Annotated in this window: 24 protein-coding genes, 1 pseudogene and 1 riboswitch; of the genes and pseudogenes, 2 read left to right on the top strand and 23 right to left on the bottom strand. The window is 43.9% G+C overall.

Going from position 1 to position 25995, the window contains the following annotated elements; genetic code table 11:
- Positions 1-49 precede the first annotated feature (49 nt).
- Positions 50-934, bottom strand: coding sequence for an AraC family transcriptional regulator (locus MHI52_RS14570; protein WP_282321508.1), 885 nt, complete (start codon positions 932-934; stop codon positions 50-52).
- 117 nt (positions 935-1051) lie between these two features.
- The gene (locus tag MHI52_RS14565; RefSeq protein ID WP_315371620.1) at positions 1052-2050 is read right to left on the bottom strand and encodes a LacI family DNA-binding transcriptional regulator; all 999 of its coding nucleotides are present in this window, start codon (positions 2048-2050) and stop codon (positions 1052-1054) included.
- Between the two features lie 161 nt (positions 2051-2211).
- On the opposite strand from MHI52_RS14565, the gene MHI52_RS14560 reads away from it, so the two are divergent.
- Positions 2212-2637: a MaoC family dehydratase gene (locus tag MHI52_RS14560; RefSeq protein ID WP_315371619.1), complete on the top strand. Its 426-nt coding sequence runs from the start codon at positions 2212-2214 to the stop codon at positions 2635-2637.
- Positions 2638-2705: 68 nt separating this feature from the next.
- Here MHI52_RS14560 and MHI52_RS14555 read toward each other — a convergent pair whose 3' ends face one another.
- From MHI52_RS14555 to MHI52_RS14500, 12 genes are all read right to left on the bottom strand, one after another.
- A complete protein-coding gene (locus MHI52_RS14555) occupies positions 2706-3896 on the bottom strand; it encodes a PLP-dependent aminotransferase family protein (RefSeq protein WP_076317962.1) in 1191 nt (396 codons plus the stop codon).
- Between the two features lie 179 nt (positions 3897-4075).
- A complete protein-coding gene (locus MHI52_RS14550; protein ID WP_315371617.1) occupies positions 4076-5224 on the bottom strand; it encodes an FAD-dependent oxidoreductase in 1149 nt (382 codons plus the stop codon).
- Positions 5225-5230: 6 nt separating this feature from the next.
- Positions 5231-5950, bottom strand: a complete 720-nt coding sequence (locus tag MHI52_RS14545) for a methyltransferase domain-containing protein (protein ID WP_127548355.1) — start codon at positions 5948-5950, stop codon at positions 5231-5233.
- Positions 5937-7094, bottom strand: coding sequence for a type III polyketide synthase (locus MHI52_RS14540; RefSeq protein ID WP_405159274.1), 1158 nt, complete (start codon positions 7092-7094; stop codon positions 5937-5939). Before MHI52_RS14540 ends, MHI52_RS14545 begins: the two co-directional genes overlap by 14 nt.
- Positions 7095-7323: 229 nt before the next feature.
- Entirely contained in the window at positions 7324-8208 is an 885-nt protein-coding gene (locus MHI52_RS14535) for an alpha/beta hydrolase (RefSeq protein WP_127548351.1), read from the bottom strand.
- 164 nt (positions 8209-8372) lie between these two features.
- Positions 8373-9065 carry a hypothetical protein gene (locus tag MHI52_RS14530; protein WP_036608182.1) on the bottom strand — a complete coding sequence of 231 codons (693 nt, stop codon included), beginning with the start codon at positions 9063-9065 and terminating at the stop codon, positions 8373-8375.
- A 105-nt stretch (positions 9066-9170) separates the two neighbouring features.
- Positions 9171-9524 (bottom strand): MmcQ/YjbR family DNA-binding protein, encoded by a 354-nt coding sequence (locus tag MHI52_RS14525; protein ID WP_405159273.1) that lies wholly within the window; start codon positions 9522-9524, stop codon positions 9171-9173.
- A 141-nt stretch (positions 9525-9665) separates the two neighbouring features.
- On the bottom strand, positions 9666-11072 hold the full coding sequence (locus MHI52_RS14520) for a DEAD/DEAH box helicase (protein ID WP_036608186.1): 1407 nt from the start codon (positions 11070-11072) through the stop codon (positions 9666-9668).
- A gap of 117 nt (positions 11073-11189) precedes the next feature.
- The gene (locus MHI52_RS14515) at positions 11190-11504 is read right to left on the bottom strand and encodes a multidrug efflux SMR transporter (protein ID WP_100528056.1); all 315 of its coding nucleotides are present in this window, start codon (positions 11502-11504) and stop codon (positions 11190-11192) included.
- Positions 11504-11842, bottom strand: coding sequence for a multidrug efflux SMR transporter (locus MHI52_RS14510; protein ID WP_036608190.1), 339 nt, complete (start codon positions 11840-11842; stop codon positions 11504-11506). The genes MHI52_RS14515 and MHI52_RS14510 overlap by 1 nt, the downstream gene beginning before the upstream one ends.
- Positions 11843-11943: 101 nt before the next feature.
- Positions 11944-12044, bottom strand: a riboswitch (guanidine-I (ykkC/yxkD leader).
- Between the two features lie 70 nt (positions 12045-12114).
- Positions 12115-12744 carry a pentapeptide repeat-containing protein gene (locus MHI52_RS14505; RefSeq protein WP_339286787.1) on the bottom strand — a complete coding sequence of 210 codons (630 nt, stop codon included), beginning with the start codon at positions 12742-12744 and terminating at the stop codon, positions 12115-12117.
- Between the two features lie 11 nt (positions 12745-12755).
- Positions 12756-13520 (bottom strand): methyltransferase domain-containing protein, encoded by a 765-nt coding sequence (locus tag MHI52_RS14500; RefSeq protein WP_339286785.1) that lies wholly within the window; start codon positions 13518-13520, stop codon positions 12756-12758.
- A gap of 453 nt (positions 13521-13973) precedes the next feature.
- Here MHI52_RS14500 and MHI52_RS14495 point away from each other — a divergent pair, with 453 nt between their 5' ends.
- A complete protein-coding gene (locus MHI52_RS14495) occupies positions 13974-14693 on the top strand; it encodes an AraC family transcriptional regulator N-terminal domain-containing protein (RefSeq protein ID WP_405159272.1) in 720 nt (239 codons plus the stop codon).
- Between the two features lie 178 nt (positions 14694-14871).
- Here MHI52_RS14495 and MHI52_RS14490 read toward each other — a convergent pair whose 3' ends face one another.
- The 9 genes and pseudogenes from MHI52_RS14490 to MHI52_RS14450 form a co-directional block, all read right to left on the bottom strand.
- Complete coding sequence (locus tag MHI52_RS14490; RefSeq protein WP_036670810.1) at positions 14872-15951, bottom strand: low specificity L-threonine aldolase; 1080 nt, start codon at positions 15949-15951, stop codon at positions 14872-14874.
- Positions 15948-16370: a MarR family winged helix-turn-helix transcriptional regulator gene (locus MHI52_RS14485; protein ID WP_036670809.1), complete on the bottom strand. Its 423-nt coding sequence runs from the start codon at positions 16368-16370 to the stop codon at positions 15948-15950. The genes MHI52_RS14490 and MHI52_RS14485 overlap by 4 nt, the downstream gene beginning before the upstream one ends.
- Before the next feature lie 229 nt (positions 16371-16599).
- A complete protein-coding gene (locus tag MHI52_RS14480) occupies positions 16600-18318 on the bottom strand; it encodes an ABC transporter ATP-binding protein (protein WP_282321518.1) in 1719 nt (572 codons plus the stop codon).
- Positions 18319-18320: 2 nt separating this feature from the next.
- Complete coding sequence (locus tag MHI52_RS14475; protein ID WP_051449727.1) at positions 18321-18695, bottom strand: hypothetical protein; 375 nt, start codon at positions 18693-18695, stop codon at positions 18321-18323.
- Between the two features lie 176 nt (positions 18696-18871).
- Positions 18872-19813, bottom strand: a complete 942-nt coding sequence (locus tag MHI52_RS14470) for an alpha/beta fold hydrolase (protein ID WP_405159271.1) — start codon at positions 19811-19813, stop codon at positions 18872-18874.
- A 57-nt stretch (positions 19814-19870) separates the two neighbouring features.
- Positions 19871-21172 (bottom strand): annotated as a pseudogene (locus MHI52_RS14465) (serine hydrolase); the annotation flags it as partial.
- Between the two features lie 177 nt (positions 21173-21349).
- Positions 21350-23437 carry a serine hydrolase domain-containing protein gene (locus MHI52_RS14460; protein ID WP_405159270.1) on the bottom strand — a complete coding sequence of 696 codons (2088 nt, stop codon included), beginning with the start codon at positions 23435-23437 and terminating at the stop codon, positions 21350-21352.
- A gap of 32 nt (positions 23438-23469) precedes the next feature.
- On the bottom strand, positions 23470-24927 hold the full coding sequence (locus tag MHI52_RS14455) for an alpha/beta fold hydrolase (protein ID WP_339286774.1): 1458 nt from the start codon (positions 24925-24927) through the stop codon (positions 23470-23472).
- Positions 24928-24966: 39 nt separating this feature from the next.
- Positions 24967-25887 carry an alpha/beta hydrolase gene (locus MHI52_RS14450; protein ID WP_340020298.1) on the bottom strand — a complete coding sequence of 307 codons (921 nt, stop codon included), beginning with the start codon at positions 25885-25887 and terminating at the stop codon, positions 24967-24969.
- Positions 25888-25995 lie beyond the last annotated feature (108 nt).

The raw sequence follows: 25995 nt of genomic DNA, 5'->3' as shown, positions 1-25995 counted from the left end.
ATTAGATTATATTGATTTTGGAGAGGGCTTTCTCCACAAATATTGTGCATTACCCTCCATATTTTGTGATATTCGTACGATGTTTCTTACGAAATTCGGAGGGTGTGCAGTCATTATATTTTTTGAAAAGACGATTATAGGAGTTAACATTGTTAAATCCGTGTCCGATCGCAATCTCCAGAATCGTATCCTGACGGAACAATAAAGCCCACTCGGACTTGATAATTCGAAAATGATTCAAGTATTCCATCAGTGTTACTCCCTTGATCTCTTTAAACAGCTTGCAGACATGGAACTTGCTGAATTTAATATGTTCTGCCACCTGTTCCAGCTTAATTGGCTCAGCATAGTGCTCCTCCAGGTATTCACAGACCGATTCAAGGAATTCAAATTTTTTGGAAGAAGTACATGCCCATCCTGAAGATGAAGATTCATCGGTGGTAACCGGTACTTTGGTACGTAATAAAAGTATGATGAGATCATACAACCTAGATACCATTAACCATCGGTATCCCGGCTTCTGATTTTTCTTCTCGGTAATGATGTCATCTATATATAGAGTCAGATTGCTCTGACTTCCCGTATTCGAGGGAATAACTGTTGTTTTGTTGAAAAGTTGTCCGAGATCCTGAATTTCGGCTTCGGTCGTGAAACTCCCGGTTAATAATTCGAGTCGGAACAAAATAATGGTCAAATGTTCGGTCCCCGGCAAAAAGCAGTGCACATCCCCTGGTTTGATCAGTAACACATCCCCCTTTTCTAACTCACACACGTGGTCGTTCACGCCAATTCTGGCGCTCTTACCATTGACGAGAACCAGTTCAACCTCATCATGCCAGTGTGCAGCATAATTGAACTGATTTCCTGTATGAATTACCCGAATGGGAAAACCTTCTTGCATATGGCCTGTCTCCAAAAAAGTGGGTACGCCCATCGTATCAACCTCCATTTATTTCCAATGCAAAATACTCCTCATCTTTATATTATGCATTAATGGCTACTCTCCTTTCTTTTTAAGAATTTAAAATTCTATAGAATGCAAAAAAACTCCTCAACTCAGGTTGAGGAGCCGAACAGAATCACGTTCCACGCATTGGATGTCCAGTGTATATAACGTCTCTACGCTCTCTCCATTCAGCAGTTGGAAGAGAACATGACCTGCAAGCTGGCCTGCATCCCTCTTCGGCTGACGAAATGTGGTTAGAGGTGGATTCATGTACTGAGATGCAGGTATATTGTCAAAGCCAATTACGGATAACTGCTCAGGTATTGAGATATCATGCTCCCTGAAGGCTTCCAAGCCGCCGATCGCCATCTCATCATTTGCAAAAAATACAGCGGATGGCAACTCTCCTTCAAGCAGTTTCTTGGCTGCATCGTACCCATCTTGCTTCATGTATTGTCCGCCAATTTTCCATTCGGGGTTCTCTTCAATGCCTGCCTCCTTCAAGGCTTTCAAATAACCTTGATAACGATGGAGATTACATTCCGATTGTGATGGGCCACTAATATAAGCTATAGTCCGATGCCCTTTATCGATCAGATAACGGGTAGCCAAGTAACCACCTTGCGTATCACTCATCAAAACCTTTACAATATGTTGAGCATCCAGATCCCGATCCATGACAACAATCGGAAACCCTGCTTCAGATGCTTCAATCAGCAACTGATCTTGAATATTCTGAGCAATAACAATAGCTCCGTCAATTCTTCGTTCACGAATGTAACGATGGGCTGTCGACTTCTCTCCACCCAACGAACTACATACGATCATATCGTATCCATGACTCATAACGACGGTTTCTATTCCGTTCACCAAATCCGAGAAATACGGGCTGGACATGTCATGGACAATAATACCAATGGTTTGTGTACTATTTCGTTTTAATTCCGATGCAGGACCATGCCTAACATAATTGAGTTGACTCGCTGCCTCAAGCACTCGAAGTCTTGTCGGCTCACTTACATTCCCTTTATCGTTGAGTACGCAAGATACGGTCGAACTGGCTACACCAGCCATCTTGGCTACATCTTTAATCGTTGTCATCATATATACTCCTCAAAAACAGTTTCATCTGTTTAGTTCATTATGGCAGTAACACAGCAATACACACGGGATAGTTCACTAGCATTTTAACACGTCAGTCCAGTCATGTCTCTTAGCAAAACATCAACTACGATAAAACATATTAAAGAAACCGAGGTGCCTTCATGAGATTTAATGAATATGTAATAGGTCAGCGTTACGAAACCACATCTTTGGCATTATCCAAGAGTGATATTATTGAGTTTGCCACAATCTATGATCCACAGTACATGCATTTGGATGAGGAAAAGGCCAAACAAGGCCGATTCGGCAGTTTAATTGCTTCTGGCATGCAAACGATGAATATCTCCTTTAAATTATGGATTGAGGTTGGGGTCTATGGAGAGCATGTCGTGGCGGGCACTGGAATGAATAACATTCAATTCCTGAAACCGGTCTTTCCGGATGATGAACTTCATGTCATTGCAGAAGTCATTGGGCTGACTCCCAGACGAAAAGGAAATGGGATTGTTACAGTGCTGCTGAGTACTTTCAATCAGAAGAATCAAAAGGTATTTCAGGCAGAATTAAGTGCTTTAATCGATAATTAAGGCTGAGAAAAAGCTCAAAAAAGCCGCCAATTGGCGGCTTTTCGTAGATATATCACATTGAAGCATTTTTAAGCGTTATATCCTTTCAATACCTGCCCCAAAATCTCTACACCCTTGACAATCTGTTCGTCTGAAGGGGTTGAGAAATTAAGTCTGATGGCATTACAAGGGTCTTGCTCGTTCACCAGGAATGCATTTCCCGGTACAACCGCAACCCCTTGTGCTGCCGCTGTCTTGGCATAATCAAGCATTGGCACATGTGCTGGCAGATCACACCAGAGGAACAGTCCACCATCCGGTTGGGTATAGGTAATGGACTCACCCATATGCTCTTGCAGCTTGTCCATCATCAATGTTGCTTTTCTCCGATAGACCTCACGAATGCTGTTAATGTGCCCCGCGTAATCATACTCTGTCATGAACTTATATGCCAGAATCTGTGGAAGCATGGCCGTATGTACGTCTTCTCCCTGTTTGGCAACAACCATCTTCTCCACGACTTCATGGGGCGCTTGTACAAAACCAACGCGCAGTCCTGCCGACAAAATTTTGGAGAATGATCCAACATAGATGACCAGACCCTCATCATCCATAGACTTGATGGTTGGCACATCGTCTCCATTGAATCGAAGTTCTCCGTACGGGTTATCTTCCAAAATCATAACGCCATACTTCTTAGCCAGCTCGTATATGGCCTTACGTTTTGCAAGACTCGTTGTTACACCGGTAGGATTCTGGAAACTTGGGATCACGTAGATCATTTTCACATTAGGCTCCGTTTGCAGCGCCTGTTCCAGCTTCTCGATATCCATACCGTCCATCTCCATCGGAACACCTGCAAGCTTTGCACCAGATGCCCGGAAGGAGTTCAGGGAACCAATAAAGCTCGGGCTCTCACAGATAATCGTGTCCCCTTCATTACAGAATACTTTACAGGCCAGTTCAATCCCCTGCTGCGCTCCAGATACAATGAACAATTGATCGGATGGTTTACCTGTATCAAAACCTGTCTTCAAATGTTGAGTCAATGCTTCCCTGAGGGGAACATATCCTTCCGTAATCCCATATTGCAGAGCTGTGACGGGGTCATGCTCCAGAATGGATTGAGTGAATGTGCGAATCGCCTCAATAGGAAAGGTTTCCGGAGCAGGATTTCCCGCGGAGAATGGAATCACATTTTGCCCCGAAGAAGCCTTCAGAATCTCACGAATAATGGATGGTTGCAGTGCTGCGATACGATTGGAAAATGAATAGTTCATCTTAAATAGTGCCTCCCGACATTTCATCTGAATTAACTCTCTATCATTACATTAGATTCTATTATACGAGCATTTCCCGAATTTCCAAACTGTCTCCACAAAATTAATGCTTGTACGCCAAAAAAGAGGCCGCCGTCAGCAACCTCTTTCGCATAAGTATTGAGCAAACATTCAGCCTGTTAGCGCGCTGCGTTCATCTCGGATAGCCGTGTGGCCTTCACAACATAAGCGGCTAGACCGGGGATCATCCGAGCCAGACCAGGATAGAATTTATTGGTTTTGGCAAAAGCCAGCTTTTGAATTCTTCTTGCGCGTCTGAGCAATTGAGTGAATTCCCGGCTTGCTTCCAGCGTGTAATTACTCTGCCAATCGGCATGTTCAATGTCACCTTGCAGGTACTTGTCAGTCCACCTTGCACACAGGAGTGAGGAGCGAAGAGCAATGGACATTCCGTCTCCACATAAGGGTGGTATCATCAGCATGGCATCCCCAATATGCGGATATTGGGACCACGGCTCAGGAACGTTGGACAGATGCAAGGGCGCAATCGACACTTGCGTTCCATCTACAGGTTTTCCCTCGGCTAAACGGGCTGCCAAGCTCACGTTTGTCAGGGATGCCGCCTGTAAAATATCGTTTACAGACTTGCCACTTCCCTGGACGGTATCCAGTGTCAACAATGCGGCGACATTCACAATACCATCCTCAATCGGAGAAATGCCCACGTAACCACCCTCGCAAAAATATAACTCTACCCGTGCGGGAATCTCTATCCCGCTGAAGTGGGACTTAACGCCAACGTATACGGTTTGGTCCCGCAGATCAGGTGCGGAAGCCATCCCGCGCGGCTTTTTGGTCCCATGTGCCCCGATAACGGCTTTGGCTCTGTAGCTGATCCGCTCATCTCCCTGTTTCACCTGAACCTCATAACTGGCATCCTCAAGCTGCTCGATGCTCGTTAAGGTCGCTTTGGTCACAATCTGGGCTCCGGCCTCCAGCGCCTTCTGATGCAAAATCTGGTCCAGCTCATATCGACTTATGCCATATGCGAATCCCGGCAGCGGTGCTTCGATCACTCCGCCTTGTGGCATAACGATTTTGGCATGATCCATCGTGCTAGGTTTCTTCGACTGGTCCAGTAGGTGAATGTCCAGAACTTCTAACATCTCCTTGGTTTCGGGTGACATGAACTCACCGCAGGTTTTGTGCCGCGGGAACTCCTGGCGATCCAGCAGAAGGGTCCGATGTCCTTTCCCTGCCAGTTGCATTGCACATGTACTGCCGGCAATTCCGGCTCCGATGACAATCACATCTATCGATTTCGACACGTAAGATCACCTGCCTTTCGTGGGAATTACAACAGAATAACGGAATAAGGGCTTCCATTCATAGGTCATCGTATCATGATTGAGACGTTGTTTAAGTTCCTTCCAATCCCTCCCTGTAAAACCTTTGGCTACGGAAAGAGGCCCATCATGACGAATATAACGATTGCGCGAGATCATCCGTGTAGTAATCCAGACCGCCTTATAGGATACGGGGTGGCGGTGAATATCATTAATAACGACACCGTATCTGGATGCTCTTAGCATATGAGAAACCATATCAACCAGCTGATCTCCGTCAAAATGATGTACAAACTGGGAACCTGTCACAATATCTGCTGAAGCATCCGGCAGTTGTGTAAGATCGGCACGTTGTACCCGGACTCGGGATTCGTCACGGAATAGTTGTCTCGCTTCATCACACGCTTCTTCCGTCAGATCAACCAGCGTAATTTCAAGCTGAACACCCTGACGATCTGCCCATTGCAGTAGTTTCTGGTTCACATCTCCTGAACCTGCCCCCACATCCAGCAAGGTCAGCTTATTCGGCTTACCGACTGAGTTCCACAACTTCTCTACACCAGCCAGAGTTGGGCCAGGTGCTGCAAATATTTTGTTAAGACGTCTCAGATGTCTAAGCGCTTCACGCAGCTCCTCCCCTCCCAGAGAGAAGTCATCCATCAGTTCATCTTCCTTGGCTCGAATGGACAATGTTCTAAAAAAGGACATGATCGTGCTCCTCCATCACTGAAGATAATGAGGGGACATAAGTGAATTTCATCAACTCTGCGGTGAGTCCCGGTCCAAATGCCATGGCTACACCATCTGTGGAGGATTGACCCTGTGCCTTCATGTCCTCACGCATCGCGTTCAGTACAAACAGAATGGTATTGGAAGATAAGTTACCATACGTTCTGAGGACATCCCTGCTATACTTCGTTTGCTCGTCTCGCAACTTCATTACATTCTGCACAGAGTCCACAATCCCGCGTCCTCCCGGATGAATGGCCCATAGTTCAGGAAGCTGTTCACTTTGCAATAAGAGACGCAGTTCCTCTTCCAGATGAACACCTAACAGCTTCGGAATACGAGGGGATAGATACAGGTCATACCCCAGATTCCCCACCTCCCAGGTCATATCTTCAGTCGAATCCGGAAGAAGCACAGAATAACCCGTTCCCAGACTCAAATAATTCTTGTGCTGAGATTCTGGTGTGCCCACTACACAAGAAGAAGCAGCGTCTCCGAAGAATGAAGCTGCAAACAGCGCTTCCCGATCTTGTACGGGCTGAAAATGAATGGTGCACAACTCTACACAGACCACAAGGACCTGTGATCCGGGAGCTCCCTGCACCACATCTCGTGCCATCTGAACGGCTTTCAGCCCTGCGGCACAACCCTGAAAGATTAGCGGCAGTCGATTAACTCGGGCAGACAAACCCAAATGACGGATGAGCATAACATCAAGACCCGGCAGATATTGACCTGTGCAGCTGACCGTGATGATATGTGTGATGCTCTTTGGAGATACGCCTGAATCCTCCAGGGCTTTCTCTGCAGCCTCAACCCCGAGCGGAAGCGCCTCTCGCTTGTATGTATTCATTCGTTCTTCGGTTGTCGGGATGTCTGATCGCTCACCAGAGGGCAGATAACGGCATTCTTCGAGTGAACCCAGATAGCTCGGTTCCACGGTATATCGTGTTTCAACACCACAGGACTTGAATATTCGTCTGGCAAAACGGGCCAAATCTGGCCGATCCTGAAGAGAAGAAGCGATTAGTTCTGCAATATCTGACTGTGCTACGGGGTGAGCAGGTAGAGCCGTTCCCATGCCAAGAATCGCGATATCGGATGGACTGTTATATTGGTTCATAATAAACCTCCTGGTATTGGTCATTATTTCCTCTAATTTAACAACTCTTACCCTTAACGATATCGTTATAATCTCAATAGGGCTCCTAATCTAGTTTATTAACACATTCGCAAGCTCAGAAGCTTGGTTTCTCCAAGCCATTGAAGCAATCACACCAATGAACGAAAAAAGCCGCCATTAGGCGACTTCAAGGTAACTATATTCCTTCTAAGCGTCATTCTGATACACGTTATTTGGAAAATGCTTCTCTGATCTTGTCACTCATCAGGTACCAGGCATCCTCAGCCATCTGGAGATCGCCAAAATGCGTAAATCCATGAGCGGCTCCCTTATACTCCTTAAGTGTCACCTTCACACCGCTTGCTTCCAGCCTTGCTGCATATGTTCTTGCTTCTTGGGCCAGTGAATCTTTCTCCGCGGTAATGATCAATGCTTCTGGAAGTCCCTCTACTGATGTTGCAAGCACAGGTGAAGCCCACGGGTCTTGCGCCTCTTCTGACGTTTCAAGGTACATAGCATTGAACGTTCTGGCGATATCGGCTGGAATGGCTTCTGCAAAACTCGGTTTCTCGGCCGGATCTGTAGCCACATCCAATACGGCATAATCCATAATTTGCAGAACAATTGGCAGCTCGCTACCTCGTTGCTGATTCAGTAAACACACTGCTGCAGCAAGATTACCACCAGCGCTATGTCCCCCAATAGCGAATAGAGACGGGTTAACCGAGAAGGATTGCGGGTTGGCATGGACCCACTGTACAACGTCGTAACATTCATGAACCGCCGTTGGGAACTTGTGCTCTGGTGCAAGACTGTAATCGATATTAACGACCACACAATCAGATCGATCAGCAATCAAGCGACACCATGGATCATCCATCTCTGCTTGTCCCAAGATGAAACCACCCCCATGCATATTAAAAAAGACCGGCAGAGGCGCGGAATGCTCCCTATCCGGTGTATACACAAGTACACGTGTATCCCCTTTAGTTGTAGGAATCATGACTTCTTTTACTGTGACCGCATACGTGGAACTGGGTTGAAGAGCTGCACCTGTACCGACGACATTTTGACGCATACGTTGTACCATTGCCAATTGTTGTTGTTGATCCATAGATATCACTCCTTTAGTGGATTGCCAATACGCCTTCTTCCGTTGTCACTTTAAGTATAGATGACACTTGTCTATTCCGTCATGTGCAAATCATTTGATATGTATTGATCAACATGCTGAAACGTCAACCAAAATTACCTTCCCCTGCTCTTAATGCTTCAATGTTAACATTCAGTGCCAGGAGATTGGTTTGGGTCCGTGCTTGTTTCCTTTTTTTTGTGGAACATCATCCAGACCCCCATCAAACAAAATAAAACGCTGCACCCCATGCCAAACAAGCTACTGGTTTTTAATGCAAGAGGTGAGCCTTGCATGGTAAGTAACGTCGCTTGGGTCACCACGATGGATACCATCGCATCGGTGAAGTTAATCATTTTCAATGTAGATATGATCGGGTTATGGAGATGACGGTTCGCCCAGGTACCATACACGGCAAAAACCAGCTTGGTAAAAGCAACTGTAGATACGATATACACGATGTTACCCTCATATATGAAGGCATCGCCGATTAGATACATTCGCAGGCAGACCATCGAATAGGACACGCCTAGTAAACACAGGAACAGACCTCCGCGCTTATATACCGTAAGTTCTAATCTATATCTTTCTTCGGGAGAGTCCATTCTCTTGGTAACTGTATATTTATGGAGCACTTGTCCTTTTGCCACACACAGAATCAGATAATATACAGCATTTGTAATGAACCATCCCGAAAGCAGATATATGCCCAGGATTAACTTGCCTATCCCTGTTACAGCATTGATAACAAGGGAAGCCACATTAAACAAGGCCGTTCGATCTTGTTTATTTCCAAGGTAATGGAACCAAATGGACTTCAAATATGTCTTCATTTTCATAGGATATTCATTCTGTTAGAGAAGCAGACCATTAGCCTTTTCACCTACCTCTTAAATGTCAATAACATGATGAATGAGGTGTAGAGAAAGTGGTATATGTTCTCCTCATTCGGCCAAAGACTCCCGAACGCTTTTTGGAAGGGATTTGACAACCATATCATACGAGTGATCGATCATGACATAGACATCTTCATCGGACAATGAACCATCCAGCGTAATGGTATTCCAGTGTTTTTTGTTCATATGATATCCTGGTCGAACCGCTTCATGCTGCTCTCTCAGGTTCTCTGCAATAATGGGATCACATTTTAAGTTTAATATCCCATTTTCTTCTTTGTCTTCGAAAAGTAATGCGAATATTTTCCCTCCGACCTTCATCGCGACTGGATCAGGCCCAAATGGATAATCCTTGGTCGCACCTTTCTTCTTCAAACTGTATTCAATCATCGTATCCTTCAAGTCAGTACCTCCCTTTCACCAGTGGACGATATAATGATACCGAATGCAAGTTCGTATGTAAATAAGCTCGTTGCACATAAAGCACATAATAAAACCTCCTCCAAATGAATGGAGAAGGTTTTATCTGGATTTATTTAGATCTTAATTGGCTCTATCATTCCTAGTTTTGCTGCTGCGGCTGAATGAGCCATGGTTAGATTTACTGCTACTACTGTTTGATCTACTGCTATTGGGTCTACCGTCGTTTGAACGACTACTGTTTGATTTACCACTCTTGGCAAACCATTCGGATTTGGGCTTGCGTGCCGGGTTAGCTTTGGACTTCGCCGGTTTGCCTGCAGCCGATTTGTTGAACGAAGGTTTACTGCCTGATGCTTTGCTGGTTTTATCAAACACAGGTACACCTGTCATTGGATACGGATGACCTTTCACTTCAGGAATCGTCTTTTTGATTACTTTCTCGATATCCTTCAGGAATGGAAGTTCGTCCTTCTCGCAGAACGAGATGGCCATCCCGCTTTTGCCTGCTCGACCTGTACGGCCAATACGGTGAACATACGTTTCCGGAATGTTAGGCAGGTTAAAGTTAATGACATGTGAAAGTTCCTCTACGTCAATTCCTCTTGCCGCGATATCCGTCGCAACTAATACACGTGTTGCACCACTCTTGAAGTTGTTCAGTGCCCGTTGTCTCTCGTTCTGAGACTTGTTGCCATGAATAGCCTGTGCCGTAACATTCGCTTTGGCCAAATCACGTGTAACCCGGTCAGCGCCGCGCTTCGTGCGTGTGAACACCAATGCCGTGACGATGGATTTATCCTCCAAAATTTGGTTCAACATATGTTGCTTCTTGCCGTTCTCCAGCAAATAAATAGACTGCTCAATGCGGTCTACCGTTGAAGATACCGGTGTGATTTCTACTTTGACTGGATCAACCAGCAGGGTTTTAACCATTTTGGTGATTTCAGGAGGCATCGTAGCTGAGAAGAACAGCGTCTGCTTTTTGTTCGGCATTTTGGCAATGATTCTTTTCACATCATGAATGAAGCCCATGTCTAACATCCGGTCTGCTTCATCCAGAACGAGAATCTCAACCATCTTCAGATCAATACGTTTCTGGTTAATCAGATCGTTCAATCTACCAGGCGTTGCGATAATAATATCTGCACCTTGATTCAACGCACGCTCTTGCACTTTTTGCGAAACGCCGCCAACGATTGCCGTACAACGAATGTCCGTATACCGGCTATATACCTTGATATTATCCGCGATCTGAATAGCCAGTTCTCGTGTTGGTGTCAAAATTAATGAGCGAATATGTCGTGCGGACTTCGATCCTTGCCCTTTGGATCTTTCGCTTAATAATTGAATGATCGGCACTGAAAATGCTGCCGTCTTGCCTGTTCCTGTCTGTGCACATCCCAGCAGATCTCTGCCAGCTAATACAGCTGGTATGGCCTGTTCCTGTATAGGGGTAGGATTAGTATAGTTTGCTTTGCTTAACCCTTCCATAATAGAGGGGATAATATTTAAGTCCTTAAATGTCATGTTGTCTCCTTCATTTACGCACATCTATCAATAAGACGCATCTTTTATTTCACACGTAACGTATAAGGATACCATTAAAAACGCAATTTGTACATTATCTTTTTAAAATCACTTTGTTTAACTGACCAATTTAAGACCAACTGCCGATCCGAGCACCATAGCGATAAACAGAATTCTTAGGGCATTTCGAGGTTCTCCATAAAACACCATGCCCAGAATGGCACCACCGGAGGCTCCGATTCCCGTCCATACGGCATATGCTGTCCCCATCGGAAGAGTTTCCATTGCAATGGACAGGAACATGAAGCTTAAACCAAACCCGACTACCAATAGAACCAGTGAAATGAGATTACGGTCTTTGTGCAACTTGTTTATCATCAGCACTCCGATCATCTCAAATATACCTGCCAAGATAAGAAATACCCAGTTCATTATAGCTGCACCTCCTTATTCTTCTCTTTGCTCAGCATTTTAAGACCAATTACGCCAAGTAAAAGTACACCAATGAGTACCATTTTTCCGGTTTGAACAGTCGCATTAAACAGAACAATCTCTGCAAGTACCGTGCCAGCGGTACCCAGGCCAACAAATACGGCATACACGGTTCCCACAGGCAGTGTCCGCGAAGCTGCAATCATCAAGGAGAAACTAATGATAATTGCAACCAACGTAAACCCCCATTCCAGCAGACCACTGGCATGTTTCAATCCAATGACCCAACCCACTTCAAACAACGCAGCAATTACAACCGACATCCACGTTTTATTCATTCTTGTAACACTCCTTCTCTACTACATTTTTTGTACAACCCGTAAGGTACATTAGCGAAAAAACAAAAAAAGCCCGGGAAACAAACTGCATGTAGCAGTTCATCTCCCAGGCTTTTATCCCTCCGTGGCACAACCAACAGGTTGCGGGTTTTCTCTCGGACCAGACCGACATATCCATCGCGGAACCCTAGAAAACCTGTTTTTATTCTAATGTGTCTCCAATTATACACACTTCCACTATCTTGGCAACCCCGTAAGTGTGATCACGCCATTTATTTGATAATCAAACCCATTAATCCTACAAATGTGGCGGCTTGATGTGGTGAAATCACACAACCGTTGAGATCTTCCATGGTCAGCACCAAGGAGTCAAATTCGCAATCGCTAAGATCCAAATCCTTCATTTTGGTCCCCGTTAAGGAAGCTTGGTCGATGTTACATTGACTGAACTCCATTTTTTGCAGTGCCAGATAGGCAAAGTCCGCACCAATCAATGTACATTCCGAGAAGGAGACCTGTTTCAGATGGGCAAAACGGAAATTGCTGTAGTCGCCTAGACCATGAAGGAAACTGACATTTTGCAATCGGCTATTGGAAAAATCCGTTCCGACAAACTTGCAGTTATGCCATTCGATCCGGTGCATGAAGGCACTTGAGAGATTGACATTGGAGAAGTCGCAGTGTTCAAAGCGAACATCTGTGAATTCAAATTGTTCCAAGGTAGACTCCGAGATGGTCACATGTCTAAATACAACATTTTCAAAGGAAACCTTACTCGCTTCCTGTTGATCCAATGTAATGTTCTCGATCAGTTTGTGTTTGTACTCCACTTTGGATTCCAGGAATGCAATCGTTTCCGGTTCGAGCAACTGCTCCTGAATCTTGGGTTTGTCCATTTTCATCCCGTATTCCCCTATTCCTTAATAGCTACAACTCGCAGTCGGCTTCTGTCCAGATACCACTGTCCATCCCGCATCAGTTGTGGCTGTACTTTTTTCTCAACTGCTTCCATAATAACATCCTGTTCCGCAGGTGTGATACCACTGAATAAATACTCCGCGAAGCTGGTCAACCACTTTCTGGCACCTGGCTTGAACGGGGTAAATTGATCCACATGCTGAGCCAGACTAACTCGAAATCCGTGTTGCTCCAGAAGATTAGCATATTCGCCAATGGTCGGGTGATACCACGGATTCCGTCCTTCCCATTTGTATCCACGGGCATCCAGTTCTTCCTGTACCGCTGTAATTAATATAGCCGTGTTACCATTTGCAGCAAACTCAACCACGAATCGCCCGCCCCTCTTGAGCGCTAACTGTATTGATTGTACTACAGCTGGAGCATCCTTTATCCAATGCAGAACGGCATGAGAGAAGACCGCATCAAACGGTTCTTCTGTCCGATAATGACAAGCATTTGCTACTTGAATATTCATATCAGGGTATTTCTGTTTAGCTTGCCTAATCGTCTCTTCTGAAAAATCTATACCTGTTGGCAGCGCTCCTGCGGCTGCAATTTTGGCTGTCAGTTCGCCATTACCGCAACCTACATCAAGAATACGTTCACCTTGGGATGGCTGGAGCAATGATAAGATAGGTGTGCCCTGTAACGTAGCAAAAGGAGCGGAATGACCACTCGATGATTCGTTCACTTGACCGGATGAATGTCCGTTATTCATAGATTATAATCTCCTTCTCAATTAAGGATCTAATGTACCTATAATAACTTTAATATAAAGGAACTGTCAATTCACTTATCAGATCACTATAAAAAAAGCCGCCGAATGGCGACTTTAACATTAAGAATTCGGATCAACTGAGATTTTGTTAGCCCACATATTCCATATTTCACACTCTCCTTGAATTTGTTCTGTAAACTGATGTTGTCTCGACCTCTTCGGTAACTAGCTCTAACCAGCATGTAAAGTATATCTCTCGATGTACGGAATTTTCTTCATACTTAATTTGTGATTCGAGCCTGTCAATTAATATTTGCCTCACATGGTTTGATAACCACTTCATCACCTTGTTCACCCAACTTTTTAAATAAACTTTAATCGCTTGGCTCTGTTAACATACTCTTAGTATGCCGAGTCATGGGCTGCAAGCGGTATATCAATCGTCTTAATTGATTGCCTGATCCTCTCAGGCCCTCTTCCAATTACCTGATTGCTTCCATGAATCTCCCGGTCATCGGGCAGATTATCAAGGCATCCGCCGATGCACCCTACTTAAGTCTCAAACTCGAATTCACACCGAACCAAATTCTCGAAGTACTTAACGAATGCAATATCAAGGTAACATTCAACGAAAACGCCAGACGAGCCATGTTTGTAGGTCAGATGGAATCGTCCATTCAGGACGCTGTACTCCGACTTGTTCGATTGCTGGATACGCCGGGAGAGATTCCGTTTCTGGCTCCGTTGTACGTTAAAGAAATCCTGTTCCGTCTCCTTCAAGGGCCTTACGGAGGAGAACTGGCGCAGATTGCGGTTGAAGGTAGCAGCACTTATCGGATCAGAGAAGCGATTGAGTACATCGTTCATCATTGGGAACAGCCATTTCGCATTGAAGATCTGGCTGAGACCGCCAGCATGAGCGTCTCTTCATTCCATCGTCACTTCAAAGAGATCACAGCTATGAGCCCATTACAATTCCAGAAACAATTAAGATTACAGGAAGCCCGGCGACTTCTGATGGCCGAATCTGCCGATGCGGCAGATGTAGCGTTCCGGGTTGGTTACGAGAGTGCTTCTCAATTTAGCCGCGAATATGCACGCATGTTCGGTGCCCCGCCAAGAGCCGATATCCGACGGCTGAAAGAGAAATATGACATGGCCTTGAGTGAGTAACCTAGTATGTACTCTCTATCTCACAACTATCACACAAAAGGCAAACCAAAAAAGGACAACCACAATGAGTTGTCCTTTTTTCAGTATCAAAATTCTGCGTAATATCTTTTGGATTTTTTAAAAATACTCGTATTCATGAAAGGAAATCGGAGCTGTTCTCCTTAATTAATGAACAAGATTAGACCAATGCTTCGACCCGTTCTGGCACGTGGATCTCTTCGTGCAATAATTGAGTGATGTCACGAGTCAGTGCATCCACATTTTCCTGCTGCGTTGCCCAGCTGGTACAGAAGCGCACCGCACTATGTGTATCGTCAACCTTTTCCCAGAAGGTGAACGTATAACCGTTGCGTAATTTCTCAAGCAAACGATCAGGCAGAATCGGAAACTGCTGGTTGGTTGGTGAATCGTACAGGAAGCGTACCCCCTGCTGTTCGAGTGAGTCATGAATTCTCAAGGCCATATCTACGGCATGGCGAGAAATATCGAGGTACAGACCATCTTCGAACAACGTTTCGAATTGGATACCTAGCAATCTGCCTTTGGCAAGCAGGCCACCTTTTTGTTTGATCATATAACGAAAATCAGGTTTCAGTGCATCATTCAGGATAACAACCGCCTCTCCCATCAATGCGCCAATCTTGGTTCCCCCGATGTAAAATACATCACACAAACGTGCAAGGTCAGCAAGTGTCATATCGCAATCTCGGGAGGCAAGTGCATATCCAAGGCGTGCTCCATCCACGAAAAATGGAAGACCACATGCTCTGCTCACTGTATGCAATGCTTGCAGTTCTGCCTTGCTGTACATCGTTCCATTCTCCGTTGGTTGGGATATGTAGACCATTCCTGGTTGAACACAGTGTTCCGGCGACGACTCATTCATGTGCGCATCGTAGACTGCTCTAACCTGCTCAGGCGTGATCTTTCCGTCCTCGCTTGGAACTGTGAGTACCTTATGTCCCGTAGCTTCAATAGCTCCGGTTTCATGAACCGCAATGTGTCCCGAGGACGCAGCAATCACACCTTGATATGGACGCAAAATAGAGGCAATCACCGTTGTATTTGTCTGTGTACCACCAACCAGGAAATGAACATCAGCTTGCTCATTGTCACAAGCCTGACGAATAAGCATTCTCGCCCGTTCGCAGTGTCCATCCGTGCCATACCCGCTCGTCTGTTCCATATTGGTTTCCATCAGTCTTTGTAAAATGCGTTCATGCGCACCTTCGTTATAATCACATTCAAATCGTATCATCGTGTTGTCTCTCCTGCCTTCTTGTTCAACTTCTCTTGTATGTTCATCATGGAGGTGTATACCTCTTGAATCTCTTCTTCATTCAATTCTTGCATCAGCTTCAGGATCTGTTGATCGGATCGGTCATTCAATTGGGCATACAGTTCCTCACCCTTGGCTGTCAGACGAATCAGACTGACCCGGCTGTCGGCCGCAGAATCCACTTTCACCAGCAGTCCTTCCTTGGACAGCTTGTTCACAATTCGGCTCATGTAACTGCGATCAATGGTCAGTGTATCTACCAGATTGTTCGCAATGCTCTCTCCCCGAATTCCAATCTCAATAATGACTCGTACTTCTGCAAACGAATACCCTGTTCCAAGAATATGCTTATCGAGTACACCAAGTATGTTGGTATAAAAACGGTTAAAACGTCGCATGTCAGCCAGTATATCTGGATTTATGTACTGAGAGTCGATGTCAAACCCTCCTTTTTAGTGGACATTGTCAACATTATAATAATCACGTTAGTGGACGTTGTCAACATTATATTTTACATAGCATTTTATAACTTCATTTTTAATATCCAATCAATAAAAAAAGCCGCGCATATGCGCGGCAAGGTTGTTCTGTCATCGGAGTGGCTAGTGTAAATTCAATTTACATGGATTAAGAGTGACTATATTGCACCTGATGAAGACGGCTGTATATCCCTCCAGCGGCGACCAACTCCTCGTGGTTACCCTGCTCCGCGATACCATCTGTGTTTACTACGATAATTCGATCTGCATTCTTGATAGTTGTCAGTCTGTGTGCAATCACAAGTGTAGTTCTACCCACCGACAACTCTGCGAGTGATTGCTGGATCAGTGCTTCCGTTTCCGTATCCAGCGCTGAGGTCGCCTCATCCAGAATAAGAATGGGTGGATTTTTCAAGAACATACGAGCAATAGATAACCGTTGCTTCTGTCCTCCGGATAGCTTGACTCCACGCTCGCCAATGACCGTATCCATGCCATCAGGCAACGTGAGAATCAGTTCCTCCAATGAGGCACGACGGGCGGCATCCCAGATTTGTTCATCCGTTGCACTCAGATCACCATAAGCAATATTCTCCTTAATGGTACCCGAGAACAAAAATACATCCTGTTGAACGATTCCGATATGCTTGCGCAAGGATTGAAGCTTAACGTTACGAATGTCGACGCCATCCACAGTGATACGTCCCTCTTCTACCTCATAGAATCGGGGCAACAGGCTACAGATTGTCGTTTTGCCTGCACCCGAAGGTCCAACAAAAGCAACGGTTTCCCCTGGTCGAACAGACAGACTGATATCACTTAGAATACGCCGACTGGATTCATAACCAAACGAGACGTTCTCAAAGCGAATATCACCCTTCACACTTTCGAATTCAACGGCGTTTTTGCTATCCGCAATCTCAGGTTCTGTATCAATGATCTCCAGATAACGCTTGAAACCAGCAATGCCCTTTGGATAACTTTCAATGACGGCATTGATTTTCTCGATCGGGCGGAAGAAGATATTGGACAGAAGCAGGAAGGCCATAAAGTCACCCATATTGATTCTGCCATCGATATAAAACCAAGCCCCACTGATCATGACAAACACCGTAACCAGTCGCATCATCATATAACTGACCGAGATACTTTTTGCCATCGTTTTGTAGGCAAGCAGTTTGGTTTTACGGAAATTCTGATTGTCCACTGCAAAAAGTTCTTTCTCATGTTCTTCGTTGGCGAACGATTGCACAACACGCATACCGCCGACGTTGTCTTCAATACGCGCATTGAAATTGCCGACGTCTCCGAAAAGTCGCCGATACGTCTTTGTCATGCGACCACCAAATACGATAATGACCCAAGCCATAATTGGGATAATGATAAAGGTAAGTAGCGCAAGCTCCAGATTAATGTTAGCCATCAGCCAGAACGATCCGATTAATGTCATTATTGCGATGAACACATCTTCAGGTCCATGGTGAGCAACCTCGCCGATATCATTCAGATCATTCGTAAGATGACCAATTAAGTGGCCTGTTTTACGATTATCAAAGAACCGGAAGGACAGCTTCTGCAAGTGAGCGAACATCTTCTCACGCATGTTGGTCTCAATGTTAATGCCCAGCATATGTCCCCAATATGTAACTACATAGTTCAATACGGTATTAAGTGCATAGATGGATAACAGCACGACGCAGGCAAGCATAATGAGAGGCCAATCCTGACCTGGCAACAATTCATTAATGAATTTGCTGACGGCAAGGGGGAAAGCCAACTCCAGAAGACCTGCGAGTACAGCGCATCCAAAATCAATCAAAAACAGTTTTTTATAGGGACGATAATACGAAAAAAAACGACGAATCATACTTATTCACTCTCACTCTCCAGATCCTTATTGGGGTTTACATCTTCATTTTGCAGCTCGAAAAGATGGATATACTCGTCGATGACCTGATCAATGGCTTTCAACTCCCCACTGATTATCGGGCGAATATGTTCATACTCCTCCTGACCAAGTTGTCTGGCGAGCGTTGTTCTTCGATTCTGCATTTGTTCCAGAAATACAAGAATTCGGCCGCGACGGAATGTCTGCGCACCACGGCCCCGTTTTCCCTCATGTTCACCATGACCTCTTCCACGTCTGGAACGTTCACCACGTTGCTCATTGTCACTCATATCACGTCTTGGACGCTCAACTTGACGTACACTTCCATCCATCTCTTCGATAGGACGATCTCTCATATTTGCCACCCCCATAACGTGTATACATATGTATACAGCATATTCATGTATACGATTGTATACGCGATAAAAAGAAGTGTCAACCTAAATTTTCCAATAAAGTAACTACGCTTGTATATTCACCATCTTCTTAACAGAAAAAAGCCGCGATTTCGCGACTTTTTTTGTTGGCGACACTATTTTATCTCACTCATAAACTTTCTATATTCTTGAACCATTTCTTTGGATCGGGTGTGATGCAAATAATGTTCTCCCTCAAATGTCATCACTTTTCCATGCACAGAATCTTTGACTTGCTCTTCATGCAAGGGTATCCAGCCTTCTGTTTCCGTATCATTTGCTTGTAAAAAGAAAATCACAGGAAGATCTTTGGGGAAGGACAGGTTCTCAGCTACTTTGAAATTAGGACCAAAGTTCTCACCTTCATTCAGGTTGTTCGGATTAAACGTATTTTTGAGTGAAAGTATTCTAATTTGTTCTCTGGTCTCATCATCAACATCGGGTGCAATCAGTTGATCAGGGGCCAGTTTCATTAACAATCGGTAGAACCCTGATTTTTTAAGCAGTTTGTACGTTTCGGTTGGAAATGGATCATCATTACCTCCCTGCGTTGGGACACTACTCTCAATTCCGACAAATGAACTTACTTCGTTTGGATATTTGTTCACATAATCCAGGCCGTATATCCCTGAAATGGAGTGAGCCATGAGCGTGTAATTATGAATACCAAGTTGCTGTAACGCTTCATGAATTTCACTAACCATATTTTCAGTGGTACGCTCTTTTTCAGTAATATCACTTAATCCATAACCGAAAGGTTCAATGACAACAACTTTGTAAAATGAAGATAACTCATCGATGAGCGGTTTGAAATCAAGGGCTGGGGCAGGTGTTCCGTATCCAGGAAGCAATACCACCGTTTCTTTGCCTTTTCCTTGAATCAACACATTCATGTTTTTCCCGTCAACTGCTACAAACTGACCATAGGGTTTTATTTTCCCTTCCTCTGATTTGTTGCTAAATACATTAACAATAAAAACAGTGGCAATAAATAATGCAAAAGCGATAACGATGGCTCCGAATATTTTGAGCAAAATGATTAATATTTTTTTCATCATGATGGTGTTCTCCTGTTGAGTTCGTTTGTTGTACAGCCGTTTGAAACGCTATTCATTTTACTTTTTTAATGTAATTTCAAATTGAGAACCAGCCTCACCTGCAAATACAATACGACCGTTTTCTGGTAAAACAACTTCATTTTTACCGCTGACCACGGTGTGATTAATACAAATTCCGGTCTGATCATAGACAGCAAAGGCTCCCTTTGCAGGCAACTTCACTGTCATGACTTTTCCTTTCGCAGTAGCTGGTACCGAAAACCATTTGGCATATCCATCTGCTTGAATGGTTGTTGCAGATTGTTTACCCGAATAGATTGGTTTCACCATTTCCTCACTAGCGTATACATAACCTGAAAATGTAAGATACTCTCCTCCGTTCTTTTTGGAGAAATGAATGTCCATCGTATCACGTCCGGCAGTACCCGGAATCTGCAATTGATTGGCTGCTTCGTTGGCTCCAATAATCTTATTATTGGACATATATCCCGGATTCTCTTTATTCAACTGAATAGGCAGGATCGATGTAGCATTAAGATAGAGCATTGATGTGTATTTCTCATTCACCAGATAATATTTTTTACCATCACGCTTTGCCCATGCAGCGTTAATCTCCTTGGATAATTTATTGGCTTCAAGCTTCTCCCCATTATATTCTGAGAAAGCCAGCTGTCCGAGTCCTGGAACGGATACATAAGATCGTGACCACAAGTAGGTTTTCCCATTTTTCTCCACAACGAATTTCAACTTGTCTGTACCTTCGTTATTAACAAAAGTACCATCCGCTGTATAGGTGTATTCTTGAGCCGGATTACTCGGAGCAGTAAGTGAAGATACAGTCATTTGTCCAGCCTTATTTATTTTGATCTTCATAACCGAATTATTGCCGCCATATATACCTGCATACTTGGAGACTTCCTTAGGCATATTGGCCTTCACAGGTACGCCAAATGTTTTTTCTGGCTTCCGTTCTGTAATGATGTCCTTTTCCTCAAGTGCGCTGAGTAATAATTCATTCGCAATGAAATTATTGGTTAAGCTTGACCCGCCTGAAGAGATAACGGCTGCAGCCATGTTATATTCCGGGAGTACCACTAATGAGGACTGATAAGATAAAGTATCTCCACCTTTCATAACGGCCTTAATGCCGTATTCGTTGAATGGGAACAAGTTCACACTATCCCACCCCAACCCGTAAGACATCAGCGTATCGCTATCCTCTGGCCACATGCCTCTTTTATACTCTTCTTGCGCCATAGCTTCTACAGACTTACTGGAAAGAATACCATCAACTTCTCCCGTGAAGATTCTTGAAAATTTGACCAGATCTTCAGCGGTGGAATACAGACCTCCAGTACTCTTGCTTCGTTGTTAAAATAAGCTTAACCCATGTAAATGGACTGCTCGTGACGTCTATATGAACCGAATATGAACAGGCAAAATAATGTTTGAGTACATGATGATTCACGATCCATGGTCCTTTTTTGCCATAAAAATAACCCCTTTAAGTGTCTACTTAAAGGGGTTACAGACCGTCTATTTTAATGTAATTTCAAATGTGGAATCCACGTCACCTGCAAATACAATGCGGCCGTTTTCTGGTAATACAACCTCATTCTGACCGCTGACTACGGTGTGATTAATACAAATCCCCTTCTGATCATATACGGCAAAGGCGCCAGTTGCAGGCATTTTAACCGTCATGACTTTTCCTTTCACCGTTGCTGGTAACGAAAACCATCTGGCATATCCATCTGCTTGAATCGTTGCTAGAGATTGTTTACCCGAATAGAGTGGTTGTACCATTTCCTCACTGGCGTATATGCTACCAACGGCTGTAATGTACTCTACTCCGTTCTTTTTAGCAAAATAAATCTCCTTTGTATCACGTCCAGCCAGGCCAGGGATTTGCAGCTCCGTGACTGCTTCGTTTGCTCCAATAATCTTAGTATTGGATACATACCCAGGCGTCTCTTTGTCCAAATGAATAGGGAGAATTGGTACCGAATTGAGATAAACCGTTGATGTATATTTCTCATTCAGAAGGTAATATTTTTTACCTTCACGTTGCTCCCATGAGGCCGTAATATCCTGGGATAATTCATTGGCTTCCAGCTTTTCCATTTTATATTCGGAGAAAGCCAATTGTCCAAGTCCTGGTAAGGATATATAAGATCGATACCACAGATAAGTCCTTCCATTCTTCTCCTTAACAAATTTCAACTTTTCCGTGCCTTCATCGTTAACAAAAGTACCATCTGCTGTATAGGTGTATTTTTGAACCGGATCACTTGGAGCTGAAGGTGTGGATACAGTCATTTGTCCAGCCGTATTCATTTCGATCTTCTTAACTGAATTATTGCCGCCATATATACCTGCATTCGTGGCTATTTCTTTAGGTATATCTGCCTTCACTGGAACACCAAACGATTTTTCCGGCTTCCGTTCTGTAATAATGCCCTTTTCCTCAAGTGCGCTGAGTAATAATTCACTCGCAATGAACTGATCTTTGGCACTTGTCCCACCTGATGAGGTAACGGATGCAGCCAGATTATATTCCGGCAGTACGACTAATGATGAGTGATACGATATGGTATCTCCACCTTTTGTTACTGCCTTGATACCATATTCACTGAATGGGTACAGATTTACACTATCCCACCCTAATCCGTAAGATATAGACGTATCGCCACCCTCTGGCCACATGCCTTTTTTGTATTCTTCTTGCGCCATGGCTTCTACAGACTTATCGGTAAGAATGCCTTGGACCTCTCCCGTGAAGATTTGTGAAAACTTCGCAAGATCTTCAGCGGTGGAATAAATGCCTCCAGTAGCGATAACATTATAATTCTCTTGTGGAAGCTGACCCTCATACATAGGAGAATAGATTCCCGCCATTGCTGCCGTGTCAACCACATCCTGTGGTGTTTTGGTATGTTTCATGTCCAAAGGTTCCGTAAAATATTGGTGTATAAAAGCTGTAAAACTCATGCCGCTAACACGTTCAACCATAATCTCGGATAACGTAAACCCATCGTTACTATACACCGAGAACTCGCCGGGATCTGCCTTCAGGTTTTGACTTGCCAATTGGTCCAGAAACGTATCATGTGAGTACGTATCATTATCCCCGTACAATGTGGCATTACTGCCCGTGCCTCCCAGCAGACCGGAAGAATGATTCAACAGCATGCGTGGTGTGATTTGTTTGTAGCGATGATCTTTCATCTGAAAATCAGGTATATAGTTCACAACAGGCAGATCCAAATCCACCTTGCCTTCGTCAACTAACTTCATAACAGAAGCTGTGAGGAACATTTTACTCGTTGATCCTATGCCATAGATCGTATCCGGCGTAAGAGGCACCTTGTTGTTTTTATCGTTTTTGCCCGTCTGACCGGACACCACAATCTCGCCACCATCGATAAGGGCATATTGCAGGCTTGTGATTCCATGTTTCTCAGTGAGTAACTTGGCTTTCTCCATCACCGTTTTCTTGGTTGGTTCATACGTATGATCACTGCTACTTGTAGTAGGCGCAGCCATTGCAGACATTGGAGCTAACATGGTTAATGCCAGCGTTAACACGGCGATTGAAGTGCGTTTTCCCTTTTGTCGTCCCATTCACATCATCTCCTGAATTTTAAGTGTTTTGGTTATTTGATTTCTTCTGGGTCTACAAATTTCACCTCCGGATACAAGTCGTTTGGTCCCTGAATGAGATCTCCACCCGTTCCTTTCAGTTGCTTGTTAAAGAAATCGAGTACATATTGATTTACGATGTTTGATCCTCTTTTACCATTGATATCTCCTGTGATACCGGACAGTTTAACCAGCTCTGAATAGAACTGAAGGTCCGTGAAATTGAAGTGCTGGGTTCCTTCTACATAGATCACTTTTCCCCCATGATTCATAACATTTTTCATAATGTGCAGCTCATCTGAAAGAGATTTAGTTACTTCATCATCCGAATTTCTATCTATTTCAAAGTTGGCAAACCAGTCTTCAAAACTTCCCGATCGGATGAACATAAACGGCTTGTTTATATCATCTCTATTTTCCACTTCATATAGTGACCCATCCATATTAACCCCGGCCTTGATTCTCTGATCTAAATACGTTGCATTAAACGCGGTTGCACCCCCAAAAGAATGCCCCATCGCGCCGATGTGATCTAGATCGATTTTCCCTTTAAACTGACTTTCGATTGCACCTGAATTCAGCTTTTCGATTTGATCGATTACAAACTCCACATCTTTCGTCCATATACTCCCTGTTTTTGTACGTTCATCTAGTGTAGTCGTGCTTTTTTTATAATCCGTTACACGGCCATCTGGAAAAAGAGTAGCAAAGGTGCTATACGTATGATCGATGGTGACCACGATATACCCATGACTGGCCAGATTCTCGGCCTGTGATACATGTAGAACTCTACTGGTTCCCATACCATGAGATAGTAGTACCACGGGATAAGGACTTGTAGAAGGTAATATTTCAACATTTTCATAAGAGTTGGTTTGACTATACTTCAAGTAGTCGAGCAAAAATTCGGGCAGTTTTAAAGAATTAGAGAAGCTCTGAATATACTTTTTGAACATTTCTTTATCTTTTGGAAACAGCGTGTCACGCTTGTTATTATTGCTGTTTTCAGTTGGGTACCAAACTTGAACCATTAGTTCTCTCTTATCGCTTTGATCTTCAGTGAAGATTTCGTCTCTGTTCTGGTCTGTTAAATGAAATGTTTGAGTACCCACCTTCTCTGGACCATCAAGCTTCGGCAGATTAAAAACAGGTAAGTATACAGACAAGACGGTAGAACCAACAAGCAGAATAACGATTAAGGAAGATAAACTATATTTCAAGAACTTCCCTATTTTAAGATTCGCCATCTTATCGGAATGTCTGAATAAAACGATGATTATGAATAGAGCCGTCATGATATATACCAAAAGCAACTGCCATCTGTATCCCTCAACAAACAATTGAACTAATAATATAACGCTACTTCCTATACCCAAACCCAAACCTATTTTCTTTGCACTTCTTTTAATAAATAGTAGGTCTATGAGTAACGCGAAACAGGATAGAACTAACAGTATCTCAAATAATCTCAATTGAATTCCTCTCTCTCATCACGGACTTTTACAGAATTATTATTTCGCTTCGTTCATGAATGCTCTAACATCTTCAGCTATTTCTTTGAATAACGTATGGTGCAAGTAATGTTCGCCATCCATGGTGATTACTTTCCCATGTACTGAATCTTTGATCTGCCCTTCATGCAGCGGTATCCATCCTTCTACACCTTCATTATTCGCTTGTACAAAGAGAAGAAGTGGCAGGTCTTTAGGGAAGGTTAAACCTTGGGCTCCTTTAAAATTGGAAGCAATATGGTCCATCTCATTCAAAGTCGTGGAACTGTTCGAGTTTTTATTCGACAGCATGTTCATCTGCTCTACGGTATGTTCATCAAATGCGAGTCCAGCATAGGGGTCACTACTAAATTTGACCACCAATCTTTGGAGACCTGATTTTTTAAGAAATGCGAACGTTTTAGTAGGTAATTTGGCATCCATACCCGGTTGTGTTGAAACACTGCTATCAATTCCGACAAATGCCGTGACCTCATCCGGATATTTGTTCACATAATCAATGCCATAAATGCCTGCAATGGAGTGACCCATGAGCATGTACTGATGAATATCGAGTTGCTGCAGAGCTTCATGAACTTCACTTACGATATTCTCTGTGGTTCGTTCTTTTTCAGTAGCATCACTTAATCCATAACCGAATGGCTCAACCGCCACAACTTTGTAATATGGTGATAGTTCGTCAATGAGCATCTTAAAATCAAGCGCTGGTGCTGCTGTTCCAAAACCAGGCAGAAGTACAATCGTTTCCTTGCCTTCACCTTGAATGAGTACATTCATATTTTTCCCGTCTACAGATACATGCTGACCATAGGAATCGATTTTCTTGGCCTCTGAATTACTACTGATCACATTGGTGATATAAACAATACCTAGAAATAGAATAATGGCGATTACGATTGCTCCTACTATTTTCAGTATCATGTTTCTCACTTTTTTGGCCTTTGATCTATTCTTTGTTTTCTTTTCCGCAGGCTGCGTCGTCAGTGTTATCTTCTCCTGTCTTGAACTGATAGTTCGATTTTCTTTTTT

Source organism: Paenibacillus sp. FSL H8-0283, from assembly GCF_045040675.1.
GTDB lineage: Bacteria > Bacillota > Bacilli > Paenibacillales > Paenibacillaceae > Paenibacillus > Paenibacillus amylolyticus.
Note: the sequence above shows the minus strand (reverse complement) of the source record. Positions and strands in the feature narration are given on the sequence as shown.